General features: G+C 44.7%; 16 protein-coding genes. 8 read left to right on the plus strand and 8 right to left on the minus strand.

Annotation, left to right across the window (positions count from 1 at the left end; translation table 11 throughout):
* Positions 1-273 precede the first annotated feature (273 nt).
* The 4 genes from L1D55_RS18450 to L1D55_RS18465 form a co-directional block, all read right to left on the minus strand.
* Positions 274-630 (minus strand): DUF2799 domain-containing protein, encoded by a 357-nt coding sequence (locus tag L1D55_RS18450; RefSeq protein ID WP_239918406.1) that lies wholly within the window; start codon positions 628-630, stop codon positions 274-276.
* An 81-nt stretch (positions 631-711) separates the two neighbouring features.
* Positions 712-1,068: a gamma-glutamylcyclotransferase gene (locus L1D55_RS18455; protein ID WP_239918407.1), complete on the minus strand. Its 357-nt coding sequence runs from the start codon at positions 1,066-1,068 to the stop codon at positions 712-714.
* A 72-nt stretch (positions 1,069-1,140) separates the two neighbouring features.
* On the minus strand, positions 1,141-4,899 hold the full coding sequence (locus L1D55_RS18460) for a translocation/assembly module TamB domain-containing protein (RefSeq protein WP_239918408.1): 3,759 nt from the start codon (positions 4,897-4,899) through the stop codon (positions 1,141-1,143).
* The gene (locus tag L1D55_RS18465) at positions 4,896-6,608 is read right to left on the minus strand and encodes an autotransporter assembly complex family protein (RefSeq protein WP_239918409.1); all 1,713 of its coding nucleotides are present in this window, start codon (positions 6,606-6,608) and stop codon (positions 4,896-4,898) included. Before L1D55_RS18465 ends, L1D55_RS18460 begins: the two co-directional genes overlap by 4 nt.
* A gap of 193 nt (positions 6,609-6,801) precedes the next feature.
* On the opposite strand from L1D55_RS18465, the gene msrA reads away from it, so the two are divergent.
* Positions 6,802-7,431 (plus strand): peptide-methionine (S)-S-oxide reductase MsrA, encoded by a 630-nt coding sequence (gene msrA, locus L1D55_RS18470; RefSeq protein ID WP_004738729.1) that lies wholly within the window; start codon positions 6,802-6,804, stop codon positions 7,429-7,431.
* A gap of 109 nt (positions 7,432-7,540) precedes the next feature.
* Here msrA and L1D55_RS18475 read toward each other — a convergent pair whose 3' ends face one another.
* Positions 7,541-7,741 (minus strand): DUF1107 family protein, encoded by a 201-nt coding sequence (locus L1D55_RS18475; RefSeq protein WP_171368768.1) that lies wholly within the window; start codon positions 7,739-7,741, stop codon positions 7,541-7,543.
* A gap of 253 nt (positions 7,742-7,994) precedes the next feature.
* Between L1D55_RS18475 and L1D55_RS18480 the strand changes: the two genes are divergently transcribed.
* The 7 genes from L1D55_RS18480 (at position 7,995) to L1D55_RS18510 (ending at position 13,632) form a co-directional block, all read left to right on the plus strand.
* On the plus strand, positions 7,995-8,546 hold the full coding sequence (locus tag L1D55_RS18480) for a YtfJ family protein (protein WP_239918410.1): 552 nt from the start codon (positions 7,995-7,997) through the stop codon (positions 8,544-8,546).
* Between the two features lie 90 nt (positions 8,547-8,636).
* Entirely contained in the window at positions 8,637-8,927 is a 291-nt protein-coding gene (locus L1D55_RS18485) for a DUF2607 family protein (RefSeq protein WP_128159301.1), read from the plus strand.
* A gap of 41 nt (positions 8,928-8,968) precedes the next feature.
* Entirely contained in the window at positions 8,969-9,730 is a 762-nt protein-coding gene (locus tag L1D55_RS18490) for a DUF2796 domain-containing protein (protein WP_239918411.1), read from the plus strand.
* 140 nt (positions 9,731-9,870) lie between these two features.
* Positions 9,871-10,587: an ABC transporter ATP-binding protein gene (locus L1D55_RS18495; RefSeq protein ID WP_239918412.1), complete on the plus strand. Its 717-nt coding sequence runs from the start codon at positions 9,871-9,873 to the stop codon at positions 10,585-10,587.
* Positions 10,584-11,843 (plus strand): ABC transporter permease, encoded by a 1,260-nt coding sequence (locus tag L1D55_RS18500; RefSeq protein WP_239918413.1) that lies wholly within the window; start codon positions 10,584-10,586, stop codon positions 11,841-11,843. The genes L1D55_RS18495 and L1D55_RS18500 overlap by 4 nt, the downstream gene beginning before the upstream one ends.
* Before the next feature lie 13 nt (positions 11,844-11,856).
* Positions 11,857-12,372, plus strand: coding sequence for a DUF3299 domain-containing protein (locus tag L1D55_RS18505; RefSeq protein WP_004738741.1), 516 nt, complete (start codon positions 11,857-11,859; stop codon positions 12,370-12,372).
* A gap of 351 nt (positions 12,373-12,723) precedes the next feature.
* Positions 12,724-13,632, plus strand: coding sequence for a TIGR03899 family protein (locus L1D55_RS18510; protein ID WP_239918414.1), 909 nt, complete (start codon positions 12,724-12,726; stop codon positions 13,630-13,632).
* Positions 13,633-13,778: 146 nt separating this feature from the next.
* Here L1D55_RS18510 and cysC read toward each other — a convergent pair whose 3' ends face one another.
* The 3 genes from cysC to cysN form a co-directional block, all read right to left on the minus strand.
* On the minus strand, positions 13,779-14,399 hold the full coding sequence (cysC, locus tag L1D55_RS18515) for an adenylyl-sulfate kinase (protein ID WP_004738745.1): 621 nt from the start codon (positions 14,397-14,399) through the stop codon (positions 13,779-13,781).
* 24 nt (positions 14,400-14,423) lie between these two features.
* Entirely contained in the window at positions 14,424-16,148 is a 1,725-nt protein-coding gene (locus tag L1D55_RS18520) for an SLC13 family permease (protein WP_239918415.1), read from the minus strand.
* A 65-nt stretch (positions 16,149-16,213) separates the two neighbouring features.
* Positions 16,214-17,644 (minus strand): sulfate adenylyltransferase subunit CysN, encoded by a 1,431-nt coding sequence (gene cysN, locus L1D55_RS18525; RefSeq protein WP_239918416.1) that lies wholly within the window; start codon positions 17,642-17,644, stop codon positions 16,214-16,216.
* Positions 17,645-17,655: the final 11 nt, after the last annotated feature.

Genomic DNA, 17,655 nt, shown 5'->3' on the forward strand with positions numbered 1-17,655 from the left:
CATGGATAGCCTCGGCTTCAAGACCGCAAAGGCATTTAGCCTCAGAGTTAGGTTTAAGAGTCAGTGTAATAAGTGATGCTGTCTGGTGAGACTTTACTATTTTAAAGCCTTCCCAGAATGAAGATAGGAAAGTATGATTCGGCATGAAAACGGTAGTTTGTGTATGATTTTTGTTTGGCGACTAAACCATATCACTTACTACCGTTTTTGTTTTTAGTTCCCGCTAATCCGCGATGAACCTTTTTTTATTCACCGGGTTAATCAACCACTGGATTATCGAATATCAAATTTCGACTCCGCGCCTCTCTCATAGTTGAAGCGGAACCACTTATCGATATCATCACAAATACCAAGATAAGTCTCACCGCGGCGCCCTAAAGCTCTTGGGTTCTGAGAACAGTATTGTGCCTTACCAACCTCATAACCTTGGTCATAAGCGGCATACAAATTAGCGTCAATTGACGGTGACGAGGCAGCTTCTGCCAAGCTAGCTTCCGTCTGCTTGGTTTTTCCTTTGAGTGCCATTTCTTCACCAAAACTCTGCCAATCGGTTGTGTTCATAGACGTTGGTGGCGGAGTTTGCGCACAACCAAATAACATTACTGATAGCACCAATAATAGATATTTCATAATTTCCTCCTGATGGAAAAGACTAGCCTGTACATTAAGACTTCTAGCTATTACGTCAGAATGCTTTCAGTAGTTCATTCACTACAGCGGGTTGTTCCGCTTACACCAGTCACCCGAAAGTATTTCTTTATTAGCTGTTAGATCAAGCTGATACAAATATACCCATGCTAATCCAAATATAGTCTCTATTTGCTCGCGACGATACTCGATAGGCACATCTTCTAGCCGATCGAGCGACTCCAAAACTTCGTCGTTAATCATATAGACCTCCCCAACGACACTTTTCTTTCCAAAAATTATCGCGGGATAAGCACCTAGGTCAAAAAGCGCGTATTCCTCTGGAGTATCAAACCTGCCTAGTAATTTACAGCCCTTTAAATAATGGTGATTGGATTGGCCTTGCCTCAAGGTTCCATAGACAAAAACAAGATGCTTCATAAATCCTCCATACCATTAATACGAGCACGGTAATCAATGGCTGATGCATTACCTAAGTGACTTCAAATAGCTTTATTCGAACTCAAACTGATAAAGGAGGTCTACCGCACTGTCTAAACCAGAGACGGCTTCAACGTAGAGATCCTGCATCAATCGATAACGAACAGTAAACTCACCAAGTGAGTTGAAGATACCCACACCATACTTAACCTGTAAGCCTGGAAGGATGTAGCCGCTTACCGTTACTTGTGAGTCGTCACCAGAGCCTGCGGTATCCAGTTGTAAATCTTGTACACCAAAGGCTTCACCTATCTCTCCAACTACCTTACCGCTCTTCGCTAAGCTCAAACCAATTAAAGTGGTTGTCATAGAGCCGCTCGACTCACCATCGATATCTTGACCACGCAAGATATAGGAAAGAGCATTTGCTTGCGGCATCGTAGGGTCCGAATAAATCTCAATAGCTGGCTCTGTCGCCGGGCCAGTCACTCGAATACCCGCCGTCACATCATCTTGAGTATTGTCAGGATTACGGATCGCATTGATCGCTACGTAAGGCTGGTCTGCTGGTCCATTCATCAAGATCTTACCTTCTTCAATCAATAAGTCCTGACCGAACGATTGGTAGGTACCGTTAACGATGTTGACCTCACCGGTCACAAACGGACCTTGGTCTTTTTGAGCAACATTCAGTTTACCAACCAATTCACCCTCTAGGCCGAAAGCGGACAGCTTAAAGTCATCGCCAATTGAGATATTAATGTTCGTCACGACATCAAATGGAATGGTCGATTCGCCCTCAGGTTGCAGATCTTTATTCAAAATAACCTGATCAGAAGAAACACCAACCGCAGAAGGTGGCAAGTCTTCAACTACAATGCGTCCCCATGGTAATGCAATATCACCGGTAATTTTTGCAAGCTCAGGCGTAACATCAATGGTCATGTCAGGAACGACCTTTACCTTGACCATAGGTGGCACATCCACCATCAATTCATCGGCAAACACCCTAACGTTCGAATGCCATGCTTGAAGATCTTGCCACTCACCGGAGCCTTCAATATCAAGGTGTCCATCTGGCGTTTCTACATTGGCATCCAGCTTTGCACTATAGCCATCAAAGTCGAGGTCAATACGGCCATCTTTCACATCGATTGGGGTAACGTCGCCTTTAACTTGAATGCCGTCCACTGAGAATTGCCCGAACACTTGAGGATGCATCAAAGAGCCTTTTACCTGCAAGTCACTCGCAAGGTCTGCTTTCAACAAGCTATATTCACCTAAAATAGGCTGTAAGAAGTCCAAATGGAAAGTCGTCAACTTAATCGCAGCATCGACCATTTTATCTTGTGCAAGAATATCAGGCAGCGACACCGTACCAGACAGATCACCGTTATCAGACACATCCAATTTGAAGTCTGCGTCTAGCTTGTTGTCTTTCAGTTGAGCATTTAGGGCAACGCTCTCCCAACCGATTGTGATTGGTTCACCAACTTGCTGTACAGCCTGACCTTTTGGCATATCAAGGCTTAACGTGACTTCTGGTTGACCTTGTTCCGACCATTTTGCGTGAGCTTTAACATTCACTAAGCCTTGTAGCTCAGTCTCTTTAGGAACAAAGGCTTTAATCTGATCGAAGTCGAACTGATTAATTGCAATCTTGGCCTCACCCGATTTTCCTGCACGGGTGTCTTCGTCCAGACACACACTCGCACCAGCTTGCTTCCAACAGTGCGCTTGAACATCAGCAAACTGCTTGTCGACATCGGCCTTAATAGAGACAGGTTGATCAAGCACCCAAGGGCCTTGTTGAGTGGTGATTTTTACTCGGTCTAACGAGCCATCCCAAATAAGAGAAGGCTTTTGGATCAACTCACCAGAAATCGCTAAACTTGTCGATACGATGTCGGATATGACATCTAACGTCACAGTGTGCTTTTTCTCACCGCCACTTACCGTCAAGTCGATGCTTTCTACGTTTTGTTCTTGATAGCTCAAGTTATTGGCTTTCAACACCAGATCGGCTTGCGCTTCAGGTAATGGCAATGGAACCACTGAACCATTAAGAGATAGTGACTCTAGTGTTGCTTCGCTATTCCAATCCACCTTATTAACGTTCAGTGTTAGATCGACCTTGGGCTCTTGAGTCGGGCCACTAAGTTGGATGTTACCAATCACTTGTCCTTTCAAGTCTGGAACACTTTTCACAAGCTCAGGGAAGTAGATATCAACGCCCATATCCCATTGCTTATCGAGTTGTCCCTGTGCCTTTATCGAATTCACACCGTGAGCTAAGCTCAAGCCACTGGTTTTCAGTTTAGGCTCACCACTTGCGCTTCGATCTGACGCCGACAGCTGGCCTTCAATATCCAGTGGGTAATCACGCAAGATACCCTCGATATCAAGCTTAGGTAGCTCAATCGCCCAGCCACCAGCCTCAGTCAATTCACCCGAGGTCACTAAGCTACCGCTGATATTACCTTCCGCTTCAGGCCACTGTAGTCCAGGTTGAATGTCTTTTAGGGATACATCTGCTTGCCAGTTAACAAGTTTTGCCCAGTTAGCTTTTACCGTACCATGGAGCTCACCGCCCAAGGTGTTCAATTTCAATCGCTCAAGCTCTATTTGTTCAGTGGTGCCTTTACCCTGTAAGTCGATGGCTAAGGCTGGAATCTCCTTACCGTCCGCCTCACCTTTAAGCTGAACATTAAAACCATCTAATGAGCCATCAGCCTTGAAGCGTTCAATTTCAGCTTGGTAATCGCTTTCACCATTTAGAGGCCATTGTGCTTGTCCATCTTCTAGCAGTAAATCAAATGGCAACGTCGGCTCTAAAGGTTGCAGTTCTCCAGAGAGCTTGGCTTCTATCAAGTCAGAAAACTGCGAGTCGAGCTGTAGCTTAGCCACACTACCTTGTGCTTTTAGTGATAACTTCTGACCAGCAAGGTCGGTTTCCTTCACCTTAGCGTCCAACGAAAGCTCTAATGGGTAACCATCTTTCAGCTCTACCTTAGTAGAAAGGTTCGCGCTCGCCTGTGGCATGTCGAGTTCAAGGGTGGATACATCAACGGTATTTTTTCCCGCTCGCGCTTCAAGCCCGAGGTGATTAACAACGATTGGCGTCTCTTGCTCTAAAGTGAAACGATTGAGATCAAATCGTTCTAGTACAACCTGTAATGGAATCCAAACCTCAGGCAGCTCTATCGCGGTTTTAATGGCAGATTCAGGCTCAACGGCTTCTGGTTTTGGCTCTTCAGTTGATTCCGCAAGTTTAACTTTTAGATCATTGAACAAGGTTGGCGATACTGTCAGCCTTTCACCTTGCATACTCAAAGCCGTTGAGAACAAGCTCCATTCAACCTCATTACCCAAGATGTTCAGCTTAATATCAGATAAAGCGATACGATTGATGGTGATTGGAAGTGGCGTTTTTACCGACTTAAGAGGTGGCGTTGGCTCAGTCTCTTCTGTAGAGGCAGGAGGAAGCTCAGTAAAAGCAAAATCTAGCCCCTGAATTGCAATGCGATCAACACACAACTTAGGATCGAGTAGACAACGAGGATTAATAGCCAATACCAGTTTTTCCACTTTGGTATCGATATGGAGGCTATCATCTTTGAATTGAACATTATTGAGCGTAAAGCTCGGGAAAAAAGCACCTTTTGTGCTTCCCACTTTAAGTTGTGGCAGAGCTTTTTCAGCACCCCACAGCACAGTGTTTAAGCCAGGGTTTGTAAACAATACAAAACCTAACAGGGCTATTAACAACAGCAAAATCGACGTCAGTGAAATCGACGTCCATTTTATGCACTTGCCCATCACTTTGATCATAACTCTGGTCCTAAACTAAAGTGCAATTGAAACTCATCACCTTTCTTCGCATCTAGACCCCATGCAAAGTCGAGACTGACTGGCCCAACAGGCGACGCCCAGCGTACACCAACGCCAGTACCATGTTTCCACTCTGGTTTATCGTTGAACGCATCACCAATATCGTAGAAAGCTGCGCCCCACCAATTTCCAACGAGACGGTATTGATATTCAACCGAGCTTGTTGCGATGAACTTAGCACCGGTTAATGCACCACTTTCATCTCGAGGAGAGATCGATTCGTAGCCGTAACCGCGGATACTGTTGTCACCACCGGCGAAGAATCTTAGTGAGGGAGACAGTTTCTCAAATTCATCAGCAAAGTTACCACCAAACTGTAGGCGAGTTAGACCACGGTGGTTGTTACCGATACTTCTGATCCAAGCCGTTTGACCTTGAAAACGTACCACTTTGGTTTCCGACAGTAAGGTGTCATCAGCGGCTTCAACCATAATGGTTTGTTTATCGCCCCACATCGGCATCGAGCCACCACGCGTTCGAGTTCGTGAGAAAGAGATACCCGGCAACACGAATTGCGCTAAATCATCCTGCAAACCTTGCTCATAGTTTTCAACCAAGTATCGAATGAAGACAGTACGTTGCCAGCCATTATCAAGACGCCAATATCTCTCTAGCGCTAAGTTCGACTCCAAACTCTTGGTATCACGATTATCTAGGTTCTTCATCCCGTACTTAACTTGGTAATAATCATTAAGCACATCATCTAATGGGATTTTATAAGTCGCGGTGATCGTCTGCTCAGGTTTGGATATCGACAAACTACTATTAAAGCTATGACCAAGTTCGTTAACCCAAGGTTTCTTCCATTTAAGCGTACCTTTAACACCAAGGTCAGTAGAAACACCAATACCCGTTTCAATCTGGTTACGAGCTTGAGGAGCAAGGCTAACCTTCATCGGAATTTCTCGGCCTTCACCTAACTGGCTTAAATCAGGCTCAACAAAAACCGAAGAGAACCAATCCGTATTGGACAAGTTTTGGTTGTACTCACCCACTTTAGTAATCGAATAGGGTTCACCATCTTCAAAAGTCTTGAGAGATTGAACCTTATCGTCCTCGATTTGGCTTCCAGTTACTGTGGTTTTACCGAAGTGGTAACGAATGCCACTGTTGTAATGAAGGCGGACATAAGCACGATTCAGTTCAGGCGCAACCTCTAGCTTGCTAACCTCATATGTACCATCGAAGTAACCTTTAGCTAGACCGAGATTACGTATCGAAGACTTCAAAGAATCGTAATTACCATGATTCAAAATCATGCCTTTAGAGAGCTTACTCTTCGCAATTAAGGCCAAAAAGTCTGGATCATCTTTAGCTTCACCGCTCAGTACGATGTCTGATTCATAGATACGAACAGCCTCTCCCTGCTCAACCGTCACCGTGAGCTCAGTTTCATCTTCAGAGTGGGAAAAAGTAATGGTGGGTTGGTAATAACCTAACGCGTTGAGGGCTTCTTTAATCATAGACTCCAAGCGAGACTGGAATCTTAGTGATATCGCATACTCTTCTTCAGGCACAGCACTCAGATAAGCATCTACGTTATCTTCAAGCGCTCCATCAAGCCCTTTAATTTCAAGGGAAACGTCAGCAAAAGCGAGCGTCGATGACAATAGAGTGCCAATCAGAACTGGTAAAGTTTTTCTTATCATGCTTAATTGGTGAAGAAGTTATCAATACGTTAATAATCAAAAAGAAATAATACCGCTAAAAAGGCATTGAGTCTGTAAGTAATCCTGCAATAACACGGTCTAATTTAAAGACTTATTTAATATGAACCAAGCGTTAATACGCCCACAGTTCACAAAAGCCAACGTGGTCAACGTATGCGAAAAGGAATATGACATGCTAAACAAACAACAACTGGTTTCCGCAGCCACCGCATTACCGGGAAATGCTGCTCCAATTCAAATCACTGAGCGCCATTACGTTAATCAAACTGACTTGCTAGCAGCCCCTATGGGCTCCCAACAAGAGGTGTTGTTAGGCATGGGATGTTTCTGGGGAGCTGAACGTTTGTTTTGGCAATTAGACGGTGTGGTCTCTACATCAGTGGGCTACGCTGGCGGTTACACAGTGAACCCAACCTATGAACAAGTGTGTACCGGACAAACTGGCCATACAGAAGTCGTCCGTGTCATTTTTGATAGCGAGCAAACTTCTCTAGCACAAATACTTGAGACCTTCTGGGAGCGCCATGACCCAACTCAGGGCATGCGCCAAGGTAATGATTTAGGCACACAATACCGCTCTGCTATCTACACCTTTAGTGAAGAACAACAGACCATTGCTGAACAATCTCGACAAAATTATCAAAGAGCGATTACTGCCTCTTTAGGCAATGAGATTACGACAGAAGTTCTACCAGCTGGGAAATATTTTTTCGCGGAAACCTATCACCAACAGTACTTAGCTAAGAACCCTAATGGTTACTGTGGGTTAGGCGGAACTGGTGTTTGTTTCCCTCCGCAATAACGCATGGCAAAAGGCGAAATTCAGAATAATCAAAACTAAAAAAGGGCTTTCGTTAGGAAGCCCTTTTTACGTTTAATCGTTCAAGGTGAGTGCGATTTACAAAAATCAATTACACCGGAAGCGCTGCAATTTTGCCGTTAACTTCTTTAAAAATGGTGAGCTTTTGTTTATCTGAAACTTCAGGAAGCAGTACTTTGCCTTGGTCGAAGCGAAACTCTCCAACACCCTCAATAGCAAACTGGCCTTTGAATAGGACTTTAACGAAACGCGCCACCTGATGTGGGCGGTAAGTAGAAAATTTTCTTAACATATTACAACCTCAATTCCATTTGAGTACTACAGCCACGTACCTGAACACTGGCGAGTTCGAAGCACATTTAATCGCTAATTCCTTTAGCAAACAGCAAGATAATCCGTTGTTTATCTTGGATATTGTTGCATTATACCTTTTGGTAACAAGCCTGCAACTTATTTCTACATCGTACGATAAAAAAGTTAAAGAGGCATTTTTCAGATTTCATATTATACTTCCAATGCAAACCAACAAGCGGAACAAAAATATAATGAAAAACAAAACTCTACTGGCTTTATTAGCCGCAGCCTCTCCACTCTTCGCCAATGCTCACAACTTATCTGTAGGTTCAACTCTTCCTGCCGTTGATGTTAGCAACTATGGTGAAATCGTTCTAAAAGACGGAACTACAGAATATCAAGCTTGGGCAACCAAGGATCTTCTGGGTAAAGTTCGTGTCGTTCAAGCTATCGCAGGCCGCAGCAGCTCAAAAGAGCTTAATGCACCACTGATGGCAGCGATTACAGCGTCGAAGTTTTCAGAAGACAGCTACCAAACCACGACCATTATCAACCAAGATGATGCGATTTGGGGCACAGGCTCTTTTGTAAAATCATCAGCTGAAAGCAGCAAAGAAGAATTTCCATGGTCTTCTATGGTTCTTGATGAAAGTGGCACCGTTGCTTCATCATGGGCTCTAAAAGAAGAGAGCTCAGCGATTATCGTGCAAGACAAACAAGGTAAGATCTTGTTTGTAAAGGAAGGCGCACTTAACGAATCAGAGGTAACGCAAGTTATTGAATTGATTAAAGCCAGCCTTTAATCAGATATTCGCGTCTTTTTAGAGACCTTATCAAAGGATATTGTTATATTGTAACAGTATCCTTTTTTAATTCTGTGGTTAATCATCCTCATGTGGCACAACACACCTAACAATGTGAAATGCAAATCAGGCTTCTTGCTTGGGCTTATGCTCATGCTAAGCGTGTTAGCAGCAACACATATGGTGGATATAGCCCCAGAGCATCACACATCACATCATTGTGAACTGTTTTCAATAAACCAGTTCATTACCTCGCACTCTCTACCACAAATTCCAGAACTCAATTCAGAATTTACAGCCGCTCCCACAGAGTCAGTAACCACGCTACAACGGCTCTACTTTGCTTATTTGGCGCGTTCTCCTCCTGTCAATATCGCTTAATTACCACTACTTTTTAATTAACTTTTATTCAGGAAAAAAACATGAAACCTTCTATTTTAGCCGTTGTTATCGGTATGACTGTCTCTACTACTGCTCTAGCTAATGAGGAGTTCCGTTCTCACGGTGCGCACGTGCATGGCCAAGTTGAAGTAAACATCGCTCAAGACGGACAAGAACTGCTTGTTGAAGTAACAGCGCCAGGTGCAGACGTAGTTGGCTTTGAGCACGCCCCAGAAACCGCTGAGCAAAAGAAAGTGTTTGAGCAAGCTATCGCACAACTGAACAAGCCAGACGAGCTATTTAGCTTTAACAACGCGAACTGTACGCTGAAATTTAAATCAGTGTCGAACACGTTAGAAGGCGATCATGATGAGCATGAAGGCCATGACCACGCTGAGCACGATCATGACGACCACGAAGGCCACGACCATGCTGAACATGATCATGACGACCATAAAGGCCATGACCATGCTGAACATGATCATGACGACCATAAGGGCCATGACCATGCTGAGCACGATCATGACGACCATAAGGGCCATGACCATGCAGAACACGATCATGACGACCACGAAGGTCACAACCACCACGATCATGAAGGTCATGACCACTCTGAAGGTGGCCACGGTGAGTTCACTGTTGAGTACCACTACCAATGTTCAGATGTAGCTAAGCTAGACACAGTTAGCACTCAGTGGTTCTCGAAGTTCAGCAACACCGAAAAAATGACGGTGAACCTACTAACAGATACCGCTCAAGTACAAGAAGTACTTAACGCAGAGCGTATTAGCTTTCGATTCTAATCACTCCTAGATCGGATTAAACGTAAAATAAACAGCCAAGTAAGTGCCTACTTACTTGGCTGTTCAAATCGGTGTGCTATGGGAATTTATGTCACTAACTGCTGTCCAGTAGATACACCGCTTTAATTATTGGAGCTAGCATGTCTTTTGACAGTTCATCACTTGTGGTCAAACTCGAAAATATCAGCTTTCGTTGGAAACCAGAATTACCCCCAACTCTAGAGATCCCTTCTCTGCATATCCAAGCCCAAGAACACCTATTCATAAAAGGGCCAAGTGGCTGTGGCAAGTCAACACTGTTAGGGTTATTGACTGGCATAAACCAGGCAGAGCAAGGCGAAGTCTCTATTCTAGGTCAAGATCTGACTCAGCTAACACCTCGCCAAAGAGACACCTTTCGAGCCGATCATATTGGTTATATCTTCCAACAATTTAACCTTCTTCCTTATTTATCAGTGATCGATAACGTCACGCTTCCTTGCCAATTCTCAAAAACACGTAAGCAGCAAGTCACTGATAGTAAGAACAGTTTGCAAAAAACAGCTCAAGAGCTACTGCTCCGATTGAAGCTACCCCAAGCTTTAATGGATAAGCCAGTGACTGAGCTCAGTATTGGCCAGCAACAGCGTGTTGCCGCTGCCCGTGCTCTTATGGGGCAACCTAAAATAATCATTGCAGATGAACCTACTTCAGCACTCGATCATGACAACCGAGAAGCTTTTATCGAGCTATTGCTAGAGCAAGCCAATCAAGCAGGCTCAACTCTAATCTTTGTCAGCCATGATCCAACATTAGAAAAACTGTTCACTCGCACCATAGATCTAAAAACCGTTAACCAAGCTAAGGTTGTCGTATGAAAGTAATTACTCACTTAGCCCTAAAAAGCGTTCTCAACCGCAAGGCCACGGCTATCCTCACCATTCTGACTGTGGCAGTGTCAGTTATTCTATTACTTGGTGTAGAACGTGTTAGAACCGAAGCCAAGAGCAGCTTTGCTAATACCATTTCAGGCACTGACCTTATCGTTGGTGGCCGCTCAGGTCAGGTAAACCTTCTGCTCTACTCTGTATTTAGAATCGGTAATGCGACCAACAATATCGACTGGAAAAGCTATCAAGAATTTAGCCAGCACAAAGCCGTAAAGTGGGCGATCCCTATTTCATTGGGTGATTCTCATAAAGGTTTCCGTGTGATGGGTACTAACCATAGCTACTTTGAAAACTACCGCTATGGAAGTAAGCAACCACTTACTTTTCAGCAAGGTAAAGAGTTTAATGAGCTATTTGATGTAGTGATTGGTGCCGATGTCGCGAAAAAGTTAGATTACAAGATTGGTGATCAAATCATTCTTGCACACGGTATCAGTGATGTGGCGTTCAGCCGACACGATAACCTACCCTTCAAGATTGTCGGAATACTCGCACCAACAGGAACGCCAGTAGACAAAACTGTGCATGTATCGTTAGAAGCGATCGAAGCGATTCACGTTGGTTGGGAGTCGGGTGCCAACCTAGGGCATACCCCAGATGCCGAAACCTTGAAAACCTACGATTTCCAACCTCAGCAAATCACAGCAATGATGCTTGGACTGAAATCGAAGATTCAAACCTTTGCACTACAACGAGAGATCAATAATTATCGCCAAGAGCCTTTGAGCGCAATCATGCCTGGTATTGCTCTGCATGAATTATGGGGCATGATGTCTGTAGCAGAGCAAGCACTGTTAATTGTATCAGGGTTTGTTGTTGTGGCCGGTTTACTGGGGATGCTCAGCAGCCTACTGACTAGCTTACAAGAGCGACGTCGAGAGATGGCTATTTTGCGTGCGATGGGCGCAAGGCCTCGCCATGTGTTTGGTCTATTGATTAGTGAAGCCAGTGCCCTGACCTTGTTAGGTATCACATTGGGCGTTGCAGTATTGTTTGCTCTAATCGCAGTAGTTGCTCCTATTGTGCAACAAAGTTATGGTATCAACATATCGATATCCGCAATCACACCTCATGAGTGGAAACTGCTTATGTTGGTCCAAGTTGCCGGAATCATTATCGGCTTTATTCCCGCTTTCAGGGCTTACCGTCAGTCATTGTCTGATGGCATGACAATTCGAATCTAAATAGGAAACTACGATGCAACGCAAATTCCTACTGATACTTGGGCTACTGATGTTCCCATTTATGAGTACAGCTCACGCTGAAACACCTCAGAATGAGGAATCAGTATTAACACTCGAATGGATTGATTTAATTCCAGAATCAGAGCGTGCTCAACTTGATTCGTTTGGCATGCCAATGGTTGACCATAACAGCACGGAGAAACCTCAACAGTCGACTCTAGGCGCAGTTCGCCCCGAGCTAAACGGCAGTAAGGTTAAGATTCCCGGCTTTGTGATTCCATTGGAAGGCGATGAGAATATGATCACTGAGTTTCTGTTAGTGCCGTACTTTGGTGCATGTATCCACGTGCCACCACCGCCACCAAATCAAATCATCTACGTTAAGTTTCCTAAGGGAGCGCCAATACAACAATTGTGGGATGTTATCTATTTGGTAGGTACGCTGAAAACAGAATCGATCAGTCACGATCTAGCGCAAACTGGCTATCTGATTGAAGGGACTGCGATAGAAGAATACGACGACATGTAGTCGTTTGGAGGGTGGCTCAGCAATGAGCCGCCGTCACTGAATAAACAAAATTATTCAATAACAGTTTAATAACGATATTGTTCCTCTAAATTACGCAATGTAATTAGATAAATAAGCTAGCACACCCACATAAGTCGCGAGTAATAAACCTATACCAAGCTGCTTTTTCAGCTTGTTATCATTGACTTGATTCATAACTCCTCCTTGATAATTACAACAAATTTAACATTTTATTATCATTATCAAAAGTAAAATTTTGTTGAAGTCTTCAACTCTGCACGCAAAATCTAGCCACCAATCAGATAAAGAGTTACATTTTAGACAGTTAAGTCGTTTCCTAACGGTACTCTTATGTCAGAAACCAAACAGCCAGTGATCATTGAGCATGCTAGCGACACACAGCACAAGCATGAGAAAAAGCCTCATATTGCCGACAGTGCCAGTCGAATGCTGCACATTGCCCAAAGCTTCGGTTTAGATTCCTTAATCAGTCACAGCGAGAAAGCGAGCGATAAAGCCGCCAGCACCCTGATTGAGCGAGCGCTATTACGAGAGAAAAAACGTAAGGAGCTGCGCCAGAAGAACTTAGAGCAGATCCTGAAACTGGCACACTCTTCATGTAAAGATGAAGCGGCTGGCGACCCTGATCAGGATTGGTTATATCGCTTTTTCGACATGGCACAAGAGATCCACAATACCTCAATGCAAAGGCTTTGGGCTCAGGTGCTAAAACGAGAAGTCACCAACCCAGGTTCTACGTCGATGAAGGCACTGCAAATCCTAAAAGACATGACGCCAAAGGAAGCACTGACCTTACAAAGAGCCGCTTCACTGGGTTGTAGTTTTGGTAGCGACAACAGTAAAAAGCTATTGCTTGGCTTTAAGTCTCACGCAGGGCTGTTTAGTTTTGGTAAAAAAGACACCACCAACACCATTAACCTTGGTGGGCATAACCTTCCCTACTCTAGCCTTCTCCACCTGATTGAACTTGGCATCATTCTAGGCACGGAGTTAGAGTCTGGAGAAATCGACTTCGACCCAGCATTACATCTAACGTACCAAGGGAAAAGTATGTCACTGGCGCCGCTATCAAAAGGCGTTAAGTTAGTGTACTACCGATTCAGCCCTACGGGCAATGAGCTATGTGCGCTACTAGGCAATAAACCTAACATGCCTTATTACGACCAATTAATTGCCCTATTGAGCCAGAAATTCACGGTACAAACCGAAGTGAAAAGCAGTGTGAATTACACCGTCTAGATAATAGAGTCTAGGAAGTAGACGGTGTAAAGATTGAAAAGCATTGAGAAGAATGAAGATAATCTAGAGGATAGGTTTCTTGTCTCGGTAGAGTGAGGCTGCACTGCTTTTAGCGGACATGCGCTGCCTTAGTCATACCAACGGTCTCAATTAGCTAAAATGTTACGCTTCTCTAACGCATCAATGCACAGCTCGACCAATTCATCGATCGTCTTCTCTCCTGCAGGTAGATCGATCTCAGGGTTCTGTGGCGCTTCGTAAGTCGAGCTAATTCCGGTGAAATTAGGAATCTCTCCCGCACGTGCTTTCTTATACAAGCCTTTAGGATCACGCTGTTCGCAAACCTCTAATGGCGTATTCACAAACACTTCAAGAAACTCCCCTTCAGGCAGTAAATCGCGTACTAGTTGTCTTTCCGCTTGGTGAGGAGAGATAAACGCAGACAGTACGATCAAACCAGCATCGGCCATCAATTTAGCTAACTCACCGATACGACGAATATTCTCTCGGCGATCTTGCTCAGAAAAGCCAAGATCACTACATAAGCCATGACGAACATTGTCACCATCCAGCAAATAGGTATGGTAACCCAGTTGCGCCAAACGATTCTCTAGCGCACCTGCCACTGTCGACTTACCAGAACCAGACAGCCCAGTGAACCAGAGCACGGCAGGCTTTTGTGATTTCAGATCCGCGCGGAATGCTTTATCAATCGAGTGTTGATGCCACACAACATTCTCATCTTTGTGTTTGAGTACTGCGGTCATAAATAGTCCTTTAAATAAACAGCATTAAAATGGGAAAAAGTAAGGAATTAGGGTCAGTACCAAGCCCGAATAAACAATCGAGATTGGGATACCGATGCGCAGATAATCTGTGAGGTGATAATTACCTACGCTATAAACAAGTAAGTTGGTCTGATAGCCGTATGGCGAAATAAAGCTGGCACTCGCACCAAACAATACCGCCATGATGAATGGCATTGGGTCAACGCCATAGCCTATCGCCATGCTGTAGCCGATCGGGAACGAAAGTGCCGCTGCAGCGTTATTGGTGACTAACTCTGTCAGAATCAAAGTCATCAAATAAGTCGCGACCAAGGCACCAAATACGCCCCAGCCATTAAATGCTTCAATGAACATCTGCCCCATTCGTTCCGATAAACCCGATGAAATCATCAGCTGAGCAATAGAGAGCGCAGAGCCCACAATCACAACGATATCAACAGGAAAGCGGCGGCGAAGCTCACTCAGCTGCACGATGCCAAATGCCACCAGCAATAATAAAAATCCAGCTAAACCTTTAATTATCGGCACCATATCAAGCAGTGCTAAACCAATCACGCTGGTGAAACCGAGTAGTACAAGCGCCGATTTATCAGCATCAAGCTTGGCACTTGAATCCAAATCATTCATCAACACAAACTCTTTGTTGTGTTGTTGTCGTTGCTCTTCAAAGCGTTTGCCAGGCACTAGAATCAAGGTATCGCCTGCCGTCAGCGTGATGTTACCCAAGCCACCTTCAAGGCGTTCATGACCGCGACGAATCGCCACCACCACCGCATCAAAGCGGTCTCGGAACTGGCTAGTTTTCAATGTTTTATTACAAAAGCTTGCCGATGAGCTCACCACTACTTCAACAAAGCTCTGACCGTTGAGGTGATGTTGACCAAACAAAGTTAGCCCTTGGATTTCTTGCAGCGTCGCGACACTCTCTACATCACCACAAAACAGCAGTCGATCACGAGCCTGCAATACAAAATCAGGGTCAATTGAGGCTGTGGTTTTACCGTCACGAATCACTTCCGCTAAGAACAACTTTCGCAGTGCTCTTAGGTTATTCTCACTCACACTGCGACCAACCAACGGAGAGCCCGGCTCTACTCTAGCCTCTAAGAAGTAAGGCAGATCATCTTGCGATCCATCATCGTAGCTTGGTAGGAAGTAACTCAGAGGAATAAGGATCAACACCCCACCCGCTAATACCGCTAAACCGATCAGAGTTGGCGTAAAAAAGTTAAGACTCGGCAATCCTGCATCTTCAACAAAGCTATTGATGATCAAGTTGGTTGAAGTGCCGATCAATGTCAGTGTTCCACCAAGAATAGCGGCGTATGACAATGGAATAAGGAGTTTAGATGGCGCGTGTTGTTGATTACGTTTGATCGCACCGATCAAAGAAACCACCACTGCCGTGTTATTGGTAAAAGAAGAAAGCAAGGCTGTGGAAATACCCAACTTTGCCACCACTGTGCCCAACCGCCCTTCAGAAATATTGCGGCTAACCCAGCTAATTAAGCGAGTTTTTTCCAACGCACTTGATGCCAAGATCAGGAGAATTAGAGTCAGTAGTGAGGAATTAGTGAAATTGTTGGCTATGCTCGATAGGTCGATCATCCCACCCATAAAAGCAATAAACGCCGCGCCAGCAAAGATAAAGCTTGGCTTAATACGGGTAACGAGCAGGCAAGTAATAATGCCGAGCAAAATCGCTAATACAAATCCTTGTTGCCACATATACCCGTCCTTTGTGGCGGAAACGGTCGGTTTCCGCCTGATTCAATAAGCTGCTACTTAGCCGTTTATGACTTCAGTAGTTGGCTTAAATCTTTGGCATCCCAATGCGGGAAGTGCTTGCGAACCAATGCATTAAACTCAAGTTCAAATGCAGAGAAGTTACCGACTTGCTGTTCAACAGAGTCCAAACGGTCTCGAATCAAACCCGCACCAACTGTCACGTTGGTTAGGCGGTCAATAACGATGAAACCACCGGTATCGGCACTTTCACGGTATTTATCCAGCGCGACTGTCTCGTTCAGTGACCACTCACACAATCCAATACCATTCAGTGGTAACTCTTCAACCTCATGCGTCGACAAGTTGTTGATGTCGTATTGATGGCGAACAGCTTCCACCTGACCTACCGTTTTCTTACCTGCGATCTTGATGTCGTAAGCTTTACCCGGTTGCAGTGGTTGCTCTGTCATCCACACGATGTCTGCCAATACGTGGTTAGTAGATTCAATCTGAGCGTTTTCCAACACAATCAAATCACCACGGCTGATGTCGATCTCATCTTCAAGGGTCAGCGTTACCGCCAAGCCCGCTTGCGCAGATTCCAAATCACCATCAAAAGTCACAATGCGTGCAACTTTAGAAGTTTTGCCTGACGGCAGTGCTTTGATTTCATCACCAACACTCACACGGCCAGAAGCAACAGTGCCTGCAAAACCACGGAAATCTAAGTTCGGACGATTCACATACTGCACTGGGAAACGGAATTCCCCAGCAGAACGTTTTTGATCAATGTCGACATTCTCTAATACTTCTAATAGAGATGGGCCTTCGAACCATGCAAGCTCTTTACTTGATGCGGCAACGTTGATGCCTTCAAGCGCTGAAACCGGCAAGATCTGAATGTTGGTTTCGCCTTCTAAGTTTTCTGCAAACTCTAGGTATTCATCGCGAATTTCTTCAAAACGATCTTGTGCGTAATCCACGAGATCCATCTTATTTACAGCGACAATGAAATGCTTCAAACCAAGCAGGTTAGAAATAAACGAGTGACGACGTGTTTGATCCAGAACGCCCTTACGAGCATCAATCAGGATCACCGCGAGATCACACGTTGAAGCACCTGTTGCCATGTTGCGCGTGTACTGCTCATGCCCTGGAGTATCAGCAATAATGAACTTACGTTTTTGAGTCGAAAAATAGCGGTAAGCTACATCGATCGTGATGCCTTGTTCACGCTCAGCCTGCAGGCCATCAACAAGCAATGCTAAATCAGGCTTCTCACCTGTGGTGCCCACACGTTGGCTATCCGAGTGAACCGCTGCTAGCTGATCTTCATAAATCTGCTTTGTATCATGGAGTAAGCGACCGATTAACGTACTTTTACCGTCGTCTACCGAGCCACAAGTTAAGAATCTAAGCATAGATTTATGCTGATGCTGACTCAGATAACCTTCAATCCCTAGTTCAGCCAATTCGGCTTCTACTGCACTATTCATTTTTCTTTCCT

Source organism: Vibrio sp. Isolate22 (assembly GCF_022398115.1).
Lineage (GTDB): Bacteria > Pseudomonadota > Gammaproteobacteria > Enterobacterales > Vibrionaceae > Vibrio.

Excerpts from the sequence above, each read along its gene's own strand:
- L1D55_RS18450 (WP_239918406.1), bottom strand. The coding sequence starts at position 630 with ATGAAATATCTATTATTGGTGCTATCAGTAATGTTATTTGGTTGTGCG.
- L1D55_RS18455 (WP_239918407.1), bottom strand. The coding sequence starts at position 1,068 with ATGAAGCATCTTGTTTTTGTCTATGGAACCTTGAGGCAAGGCCAATCC.
- L1D55_RS18460 (WP_239918408.1), bottom strand. The coding sequence starts at position 4,899 with ATGATCAAAGTGATGGGCAAGTGCATAAAATGGACGTCGATTTCACTG.
- L1D55_RS18465 (WP_239918409.1), bottom strand. The coding sequence starts at position 6,608 with ATGATAAGAAAAACTTTACCAGTTCTGATTGGCACTCTATTGTCATCG.
- msrA (WP_004738729.1), top strand. The coding sequence starts at position 6,802 with ATGCTAAACAAACAACAACTGGTTTCCGCAGCCACCGCATTACCGGGA.
- L1D55_RS18475 (WP_171368768.1), bottom strand. The coding sequence starts at position 7,741 with ATGTTAAGAAAATTTTCTACTTACCGCCCACATCAGGTGGCGCGTTTC.
- L1D55_RS18480 (WP_239918410.1), top strand. The coding sequence starts at position 7,995 with ATGAAAAACAAAACTCTACTGGCTTTATTAGCCGCAGCCTCTCCACTC.
- L1D55_RS18485 (WP_128159301.1), top strand. The coding sequence starts at position 8,637 with ATGTGGCACAACACACCTAACAATGTGAAATGCAAATCAGGCTTCTTG.
- L1D55_RS18490 (WP_239918411.1), top strand. The coding sequence starts at position 8,969 with ATGAAACCTTCTATTTTAGCCGTTGTTATCGGTATGACTGTCTCTACT.
- L1D55_RS18495 (WP_239918412.1), top strand. The coding sequence starts at position 9,871 with ATGTCTTTTGACAGTTCATCACTTGTGGTCAAACTCGAAAATATCAGC.
- L1D55_RS18500 (WP_239918413.1), top strand. The coding sequence starts at position 10,584 with ATGAAAGTAATTACTCACTTAGCCCTAAAAAGCGTTCTCAACCGCAAG.
- L1D55_RS18505 (WP_004738741.1), top strand. The coding sequence starts at position 11,857 with ATGCAACGCAAATTCCTACTGATACTTGGGCTACTGATGTTCCCATTT.
- L1D55_RS18510 (WP_239918414.1), top strand. The coding sequence starts at position 12,724 with ATGTCAGAAACCAAACAGCCAGTGATCATTGAGCATGCTAGCGACACA.
- cysC (WP_004738745.1), bottom strand. The coding sequence starts at position 14,399 with ATGACCGCAGTACTCAAACACAAAGATGAGAATGTTGTGTGGCATCAA.
- L1D55_RS18520 (WP_239918415.1), bottom strand. The coding sequence starts at position 16,148 with ATGTGGCAACAAGGATTTGTATTAGCGATTTTGCTCGGCATTATTACT.
- cysN (WP_239918416.1), bottom strand. The coding sequence starts at position 17,644 with ATGAATAGTGCAGTAGAAGCCGAATTGGCTGAACTAGGGATTGAAGGT.